The 7,509-nt window shown below is 36.4% G+C and carries 8 protein-coding genes and 2 pseudogenes; 4 read left to right on the top strand and 6 right to left on the bottom strand.

Annotated features, from left to right (window positions below; all coding sequences use genetic code 11):
- Positions 1-61 precede the first annotated feature (61 nt).
- The 3 genes and pseudogenes from murJ to BHE89_RS05575 all read right to left on the bottom strand — a co-directional run bounded on the left by murJ (position 62) and on the right by BHE89_RS05575 (position 2,310).
- Positions 62-1,569, bottom strand: a pseudogene (murJ, locus tag BHE89_RS05585) (murein biosynthesis integral membrane protein MurJ).
- Between the two features lie 143 nt (positions 1,570-1,712).
- Positions 1,713-1,961: a hypothetical protein gene (locus BHE89_RS05580; RefSeq protein ID WP_128860341.1), complete on the bottom strand. Its 249-nt coding sequence runs from the start codon at positions 1,959-1,961 to the stop codon at positions 1,713-1,715.
- A complete protein-coding gene (locus tag BHE89_RS05575; protein ID WP_128860340.1) occupies positions 1,933-2,310 on the bottom strand; it encodes a TetR/AcrR family transcriptional regulator in 378 nt (125 codons plus the stop codon). Before BHE89_RS05575 ends, BHE89_RS05580 begins: the two co-directional genes overlap by 29 nt.
- A 103-nt stretch (positions 2,311-2,413) precedes the next feature.
- Here BHE89_RS05575 and BHE89_RS05570 point away from each other — a divergent pair, with 103 nt between their 5' ends.
- Together BHE89_RS05570 and BHE89_RS05565 are read left to right on the top strand one after the other, a co-directional pair.
- Positions 2,414-2,599 (top strand): hypothetical protein, encoded by a 186-nt coding sequence (locus BHE89_RS05570; RefSeq protein ID WP_128860339.1) that lies wholly within the window; start codon positions 2,414-2,416, stop codon positions 2,597-2,599.
- A gap of 52 nt (positions 2,600-2,651) precedes the next feature.
- Positions 2,652-2,846: a GNAT family N-acetyltransferase gene (locus BHE89_RS05565; RefSeq protein ID WP_128860338.1), complete on the top strand. Its 195-nt coding sequence runs from the start codon at positions 2,652-2,654 to the stop codon at positions 2,844-2,846.
- A 330-nt stretch (positions 2,847-3,176) separates the two neighbouring features.
- Here the strand turns inward: BHE89_RS05565 and rimJ are convergent.
- A pseudogene (rimJ, locus tag BHE89_RS05560) lies at positions 3,177-3,759 on the bottom strand (ribosomal protein S5-alanine N-acetyltransferase).
- A gap of 197 nt (positions 3,760-3,956) precedes the next feature.
- Between rimJ and mdtH the strand changes: the two are divergent.
- Positions 3,957-5,159, top strand: a complete 1,203-nt coding sequence (gene mdtH / locus BHE89_RS05555) for a multidrug efflux MFS transporter MdtH (protein WP_069369060.1) — start codon at positions 3,957-3,959, stop codon at positions 5,157-5,159.
- Positions 5,160-5,201: 42 nt separating this feature from the next.
- Complete coding sequence (locus tag BHE89_RS05550) at positions 5,202-5,756, top strand: lipoprotein (RefSeq protein WP_069369059.1); 555 nt, start codon at positions 5,202-5,204, stop codon at positions 5,754-5,756.
- Positions 5,757-5,864: 108 nt separating this feature from the next.
- On the opposite strand, the gene BHE89_RS05545 is transcribed toward BHE89_RS05550, so the two are convergent.
- Positions 5,865-6,443, bottom strand: coding sequence for a TorD/DmsD family molecular chaperone (locus tag BHE89_RS05545; protein ID WP_069369058.1), 579 nt, complete (start codon positions 6,441-6,443; stop codon positions 5,865-5,867).
- Positions 6,444-6,701: 258 nt separating this feature from the next.
- A complete protein-coding gene (locus tag BHE89_RS05540; RefSeq protein WP_069369057.1) occupies positions 6,702-7,310 on the bottom strand; it encodes a 2OG-Fe(II) oxygenase in 609 nt (202 codons plus the stop codon).
- Positions 7,311-7,509 lie beyond the last annotated feature (199 nt).

The following is a 7,509-nucleotide window of genomic DNA, read 5'->3' as shown; positions in this document are numbered from 1 at the left end:
TATAAAAAGCGAGGGATCTGTGTTATCCGCTATAAAAGCACGTAGTGAGAAATGACGAGGTCTAAATCCCTAGGGCATACAGTGCAACAAAATAACTTCCTGCTCCAACGACTACAACTAATAACAAGCGTAAAAATACGCATTAGCATACTGCCAATATCCCAACTAGGCATGATCCACAGCATTCCAGCTAATACCCCACCCATTACGGCAAGCGCAATAACAAGTTTTAATAAGAACATAGGCCAACCCGCTAAAGGCTGATAGATATCTTTCTTACGGATCTGCCAAAACAACATAGAGGCATTAAAACACGCCGCAATACCAATTGAGAGCGCTAGCCCCACATGTTTTAAGCTACCAATAAACGCAAGGTTCATTAATTGTGTGAGGATCAATGTAGCAATCGCAATTTTTACTGGTGTTTTAATGTCCTGACGAGAATAGAAACCTGGTGCTAAGATTTTTATGATAATCAATCCCATTAATCCAACACAGTAAGCGATTAGCGCTTGTTGCGTCATCAATGCATCATGAGCATTAAAATTACCATACTGGAACAACGACGCCGTTAAAGGTCCTGACAATACCGCTAAACCAATAGTACAAGGCAGTGCTAATAAGAAACACAGTCTCAATCCCCAATCCATTAATTTTCTATATTCTTCTGTATTGCCACTGGCAAAACTCTTAGACAATGAGGGAAGTAAGATTGTACCTAATGCAACACCTAATACCCCTGTCGGTAATTCCATCAAACGGTCGGCGTAATACATCCAAGAAACTGAACCAGAAACTAAGAAGGAAGCAAAAATCGTATTGATAATTAATGATATTTGGCTAACAGAAACCCCTAAAATAGCAGGTCCCATCAGTTTCATCACACGCCAAACACCGCTATTTCTAAATGAAATGCGGGGTAAAACAAGCATACCAATTTTTTTTCAAATGCGGTAATTGATAGCCAAGCTGTAATATTCCGCCAGCAACCACCGCCCAAGCCAGTGCCATAATAGGAGGATTACAATAAGGTGCGACGACTAAAGCGAAAAAGATCATGCTAACATTGAGTAATGTCGGTGCAAAAGCGGGTACTGAAAAACGATTCCACGTATTTAAAATAGAGCCTGTCAATGAAGCTAATGAAATAAGAAAAATATAAGGAAAGGTGATCCTTAATAGATCGGTCGTTAATTGAAATTTATCAGGAGAACTACTAAAGCCGGGTGCCGTAACATAAATCACCCAAGGCGCAGCAATAATACCAATCACAGTGACTACGGCTAAAATAAGCGTCAGCATACCCGAAACATAAGCAATAAAAGTACGCGTTGCTTCCTCACCTTGCTGATTTTTATATTCGGCTAAGATCGGGACAAATGCTTGAGAAAAAGCCCCTTCTGCAAAAATACGACGTAATAAGTTTGGCAATTTAAACGCAACAAAAAAGGCATCTGTTGCCATACCGGCGCCAAAAATACGCGCAATAATCGCATCACGAATAAATCCTAGTACCCGTGAAAATAAGGTCATAGAACTCACCGCAGCAAGTGATTTAAGTAAATTCATAAGTCATTCTAATTTTTGTTGAATGGAATAAAAAGAAAGGGACTATACTCCGTCTCTAACATCGAAAAATCAATCCTCATTAGCTAAGAATATGCGAATTCGGCTTACCTTAGACTAATTAATGTGATTAAAAAAATAGCTATTTATGGCTTTATGAGCATTTTTCTCAACATGATTTCCAACATAACGTGATCCTCATTGCCATTAAACTCAGGATCAATAATATTTCTTCCCATGGAACCATCTGCGATGACTAACAGCCATGTTGCAATTTTCTCGGGCTCTAGTGTTGGGTCTATTTGTCCTTTTTTAATACCGTTTTTCAGCATCGCAATCAAACGCTGTTTGTTTTTTCTTTCATTTTCAATAAAAAATCTGGTGAATGCTCGCATTACGCGATGCTTCAGCAAAAATTTCAATACTAATACGCGCATATTCGGGGTGATTATAGAGCGCTATAATTTCCTTCATTAAATCGATGATTGCTTGAATACACCCTTCTTCGTTTTCATAGCGACAAAAGATACTGTCAAACAGTTGTGTATCTTCTAATGCAATTGCCTCAATAATCGAATTCTTATTCGGAAAGTAATGAAATACATTCCCAGGACTCATACCCGCCTCATGACAGATTTCTGCTGTTGATGTGGAGTGAAAGCCTTTTACAGCAAAGCAACGTATTGCAGCATCAATAATGTGCTTCATTTTCGCTTTTTGTTTTTCAGTAACCGTCTTGTTCATAACATTAAAAATCTCTGGACAAAATAAATTAGACTGATTAGTCTATAAAAAATAGACCAAGCAGTCTAAAAAGTTAACCCTATTATTGCAGAGTAACAATATCATGCAATTACTTAATGAACACTATCAGCTTCGTGTTGCAGAACCTTCAGATATTCCTGAGATTATTCAATTATTTGCACAAGCATTTTATTGTAAATTGAACGCTTTTAATATTGATAGCACTAATCCTAATCAACATCGGCAATTAGAAGCAGTTTGGAATTCATTAGCATGTAAAAAAAAATAGCCAACAATTTGTTGTTACTGATAATGGCAAGATAATTGCGACATTTTGTTTAGTGATAAAAGAAAACAGCTTTATTTCAAATCCTTTTAGTAAAACACCTTTTTGGAATTATTGGCGCTTTGGTATCACTCATTATATTAAGCAAAAGATCTTCTTTTCTTTATTTGATTATATGCCAAATGAAAATGAGGCTTATTTGGCACATATTGCTGTTTTATCATCATATCAAGGACATGGCATTGCCTAACGCTATACTTGAGTGGTTAACCCAAATATAGTAAAGATGTTCTGAAAAAAAGCGTATTTATCGCTTTATGTCGATATTCATCATGAAGGTGCGCTTTATTTGTATCAAAAGAATGGATTTTATATTGAAAAAAGAAGAATCATCACGCTTAACACAGTCTATTTTCCATATTCAACATTGGTACTATATGTTGAAAAAAACGGGTTTCATGCCTACTAGTTCTCGCAAACCTAGATCTCGCTAACATTGTTAAAAAGTAGCTAAAAGCACTGACATAAAGGCATTTTTAATATAATTATAAACAGTGCTTTTCTTCCCTCGTATTCAATATTAACGTTTTAAATAAGTGCGCGTTGTTAATGCAGTCAATATGTGATCTCGCCACTCTTGATTAATTTGCAGATAGTTTTTGGCATACCCTTCACGTTCAAAACCATGTTTAGCTAATAGATTCCCACTGCGTAAATTGTGAGGCATATAATTCGCCATAATACGATGCATTCCTTGCTGTCGTTGCATATAACGAAGTGTTTCCGTTAACGCTTCTGACATATAGCCCTGACCTTGCCATTTTTCACCGACGGAATACCCTAGAAAACAGGCATTAAAAGCGCCACGCATAACATTGCTGTAATTAGCAACACCAATAATTTCCTCTTCTTTTTGTGTTAATAGCAAAAAATGAAAAGCACTTTCTTGCCTGTGTAACTCGTTCATATATTGTAAACGGTGCTCCCAGCCAGAGGGTAAATAATGTGTTTTATCTCTTACGGGTTCCCAAGGAATTAAAAAAACGACGATTTACCGTATAATAATCCGCCAGTTTTTCAGCATCTCGCTCGTATGCTAAACGAATAACCATTCTTTGTGTTTCAAAACGAATTTTAGGAATTCCGCTACGATAACCAAACATTACGATCTCATTATCCTTTGATATAAATAAGTCTAATTCTGAAGCAACTCTTCTTATTCTGCCACTAACCTTAATAAAAAAATATCATCTTTAATTCACTAGGAATTATGCACATTTAGAGACAGAATAGTCGAAGAAATAAATTATTTCATTCCCCCCTTATTTTATTTAAATTATTTGCTTATTGATGGTGAGTAATGGCGCTGGTAACACAAGCCCGCACTTTGGGTAAATATTTCCTCCTAATTGACAATATGTTAGTTGTCTTAGGTTTTTTCGTCGTTTTTCCACTTATTTCTATTCGTTTCGTCGAACAATTGGGTTGGGCTGGTGTTATTGTCGGCTTTGCATTAGGCCTTAGACAATTAGTACAACAAGGTCTCGGCATTTTTGGCGGTGCGATTGCAGACCGTTTTGGCGCTAAACCCATGATAATAACAGGCATGTTATTACGAGCTTTAGGTTTTGCTTTAATGGCAATAGCAGATCAACCGTGGATACTTTGGTTATCTTGCATTTTATCTGCATTAGGAGGGACTTTATTTGATCCGCCTCGTACAGCGTTAGTTATCAAATTAACCCGTCCTTATGAACGTGGTCGTTTTTACTCTTTATTATTAATGCAAGATAGCGCGGGTGCCGTTATTGGTGCACTCATCGGTAGCTGGTTATTACAGTATGATTTTCATTTAGTTTGCTGGGTTGGTGCGGGTGTTTTTGTTATCGCAGCCTTATTTAATGCTTGGTTATTACCTGCTTACCGTATATCTACAACTCGAACGCCAATCAAAGAAGGGTTAAAACGAGTATTTCTTGATAAACGCTTTGTCAGCTATGTCTTAACGCTGACAGGTTATTTTGTGTTATCCGTTCAAGTCATGTTGATGTTTCCTATCATTGTCAATGATATTGCGGGTACACCGACAGCAGTAAAATGGATGTATGCCATTGAAGCACTGCTTTCTTTAACATTGCTTTATCCTATTGCTCGCTGGAGTGAGAAACGTTTCAAATTAGAACAGCGGTTAATGACTGGCTTATTTTTAATGAGTATCAGCATGTTCCCTGTTGGTATGATCCATTCATTACAAAGTATCTTCTTGGTTATAGGTCTATTTTACCTTGGCACTATTACTGCTGAGCCTGCACGCGAAACATTAAGTGCATCACTTGCCGATCCTAGAGCTCGTGGTAGTTATATGGGCTTTAGCCGCTTAGGCTTAGCATTTGGGGGGGCTATTGGATACACCGGTGGTGGATGGATGTATGATTTAGGTAATCAATTTGATATGCCAGAATTACCTTGGTTCTTGTTAGGAACCGTAGGTTTTATAACGCTTTATGCATTACATCGCCAATTTAATCGTAAAAAAATAGAAACAGCCATGCTTACGCCCTAAAGATCGGGTAAACTTTTAGTTATCAATGATCAAGGAGTGTTTATGAAAGCAATCTTTCTAACAACTATATTAATATTGGCAAGCTTAGTCACAGGGTGTGATCAGCTAAAACAATTAGATGTGAGTGAAAACCTTATTAATGACTATATCAGTCAAAAAATAAATCTCCAGAAACATATTGGTGAAGATGACGTTGTATCCGCTGATATTAAATTAAGCAATCTTTCCATTCAAATTGGGCGTACTGAGCCAGGTAAAATTAATCTTTCTGGTACAACCGATCTGATAATTAATTCATTCTTTGGCAAAACAAGTGCTAAAGTTGAGCTTACGTTATCAGGTCAACCTTATTATCAAGCTGATAAAGGGGCGATATACATAAAATCAATGACTATTGATAGCTACAAAGTCTCTCCAGAAAAAATGGATGCCGTCGTTGTGGCACTAAAACCCTATTTAGATACGACAATCACGACTTACTTTGATAATCATCCTGTTTATGTTCTTAATCCAGAAAAAAACAGTGCTGAAGCAGCCGCATTTAAACTGGCTAAAGGAATTGAAGTTAAGCCGGGTAAATTTGTGATCCAACTCTAATAGTTACTCGAGTTGATTAAAATTATTTATCGTCATTAATGAGAAAGGCAAACCTAATGGTTTGCTTTTTATGAATAATAAAAAGACTTTTACAAAGAAATAGTTATATTACTCTGCTTCTGTATCTTCTGCTTTATCACTCTCTTCATCTGAAAGCTCTTCACGTAATGCTGATAATGCGCCACGAGTAATACCTGCTAATGTGCGATAAAAGCCACTTGTTGCGTGAGATTCAACCTTACCTAAAAATGTTCCAGCCCAAGGTAGCAGATATTCATCAAATAATTGTATTTGTGCTAATACTTCATCTTCCGCTGCGTTATCTTCAAGCCATGAAGCTGCAAGTAATAAAGAACCAAAACTGTCTGTTGGATTATCAGTAACAGGCATCCCCCTTGAAACTAAGAATTGACGAATATCGCCTTCTTTGATCGCTTCATAAGCATGGGCATAAACAGACACCGCGGGCGCTTCCCCACCAAAAAGAGATTGGTAGTCAGCATCAACAATAGCCAAATCATTGACACTATTTTTTAATGTATTAAATAGCGCATCTTGCTCTAATGGCCATAGCTGGCTAAGTTTCCCATCACCAATCATTTTAATAATGGGTGATAAAATAGGATCCTTGGGCTCACGCTGAAATAATGTACCTAAAAGTCGGCAAACGATTGAAAATTCATTCATTGTATTTTTATCCTAGAAAGTTTCGCGTTATTGTGCTTTTAATAGTAAGAAAATCAACTTTTTTTCGTCATTTCTCTTTTATTGTTAATATTCATCTTACTCTCTTCAACCTCTCAACACAGAAAAAGCGCGCTCTTATTATTAAGTCTTTTACTTAATATAAGAAACGCGCCTAATCCCATGCTATTTATCTTCTAAATCAGTTTTATAATAAAGTAATAAAAACGATTTTATGACAACAGCACTTTATTGTATTTGTTAACTAGCGATATCAAGAAAATTATCTCTTACACCATTCACACGAAACCACCCTGCAATACTTATTCTCTCTTTATAAGTAGGAAGCACTTCGTGAGGAAATTGTTCTGAAAGAAAAACGACCAAACGTCCACCTTTAGGAGCGACTGTTGCAAGTTGATTATCTTCTAAATCATAAATAATTAACTCACCACCATCTTCTTTTTTCCAATCCTCATTAAGATACAAGACTGTCGTTAAGCGTCGAGTCACATTTTCTTTAAATGCATCCAGATGTTTTTTATAAAAAGCGCCTTTTTCATAACAAGCAAAATGTGCTTCATACTCAAAAAGACCTAAATAAAACTCTCGATTAACGGCACGCTGAATAGACTCCATTTGCATTAAGTAATGCTGAACGGGTGCCCCCATTTCTGGTTCTAACCAACGTATTTTATCACTTCGAATTGTTGTTTCTGCAAGTCGATTCTCATGACGACCAATACGCGCTTGTTGTGCATTGCCATCAAAACAAGCGCGTAATTGTTGAACAGCCTCTAGTGTGAGGAAATCATCCCAGACACACCATCCTTTCTCTGCGATTTGCTCAAGAAGCTCTGCTATATTCATTAAGTATATTGTCTTATTAACATGGGAAATAACTTTATATCACCAAATTAAGTAAATTTGCAATTTAATAAACTAATCTTCTCGACAACTCAATTTTTATTAGAGGTAAGCACTGATAATTGAAACAATAACAACATAAAACAAAAATTTTATATCACTGATACTTATTAATATATTCTGACAAATCACCTTATATAGA

The organism is Shigella sp. FC1967 (assembly GCF_001743005.1).
In the GTDB taxonomy this organism is placed as follows: Bacteria; Pseudomonadota; Gammaproteobacteria; order Enterobacterales; family Enterobacteriaceae; genus Proteus.
The sequence above is the reverse complement of the archived record's forward strand: the minus strand, read 5'-3'. Positions and strand labels throughout refer to the sequence as shown.

Coding starts and splice junctions, on each gene's coding strand:
- BHE89_RS05575 (WP_128860340.1), bottom strand. CDS start 2,310: ATGAACAAGACGGTTACTGAAAAACAAAAAGCGAAAATGAAGCACATT.
- BHE89_RS05580 (WP_128860341.1), bottom strand. CDS start 1,961: ATGCGAGCATTCACCAGATTTTTTATTGAAAATGAAAGAAAAAACAAA.
- BHE89_RS05545 (WP_069369058.1), bottom strand. CDS start 6,443: ATGAATGAATTTTCAATCGTTTGCCGACTTTTAGGTACATTATTTCAG.
- mdtH (WP_069369060.1), top strand. CDS start 3,957: ATGGCGCTGGTAACACAAGCCCGCACTTTGGGTAAATATTTCCTCCTA.
- BHE89_RS05540 (WP_069369057.1), bottom strand. CDS start 7,310: ATGAATATAGCAGAGCTTCTTGAGCAAATCGCAGAGAAAGGATGGTGT.
- BHE89_RS05570 (WP_128860339.1), top strand. CDS start 2,414: ATGCAATTACTTAATGAACACTATCAGCTTCGTGTTGCAGAACCTTCA.
- BHE89_RS05550 (WP_069369059.1), top strand. CDS start 5,202: ATGAAAGCAATCTTTCTAACAACTATATTAATATTGGCAAGCTTAGTC.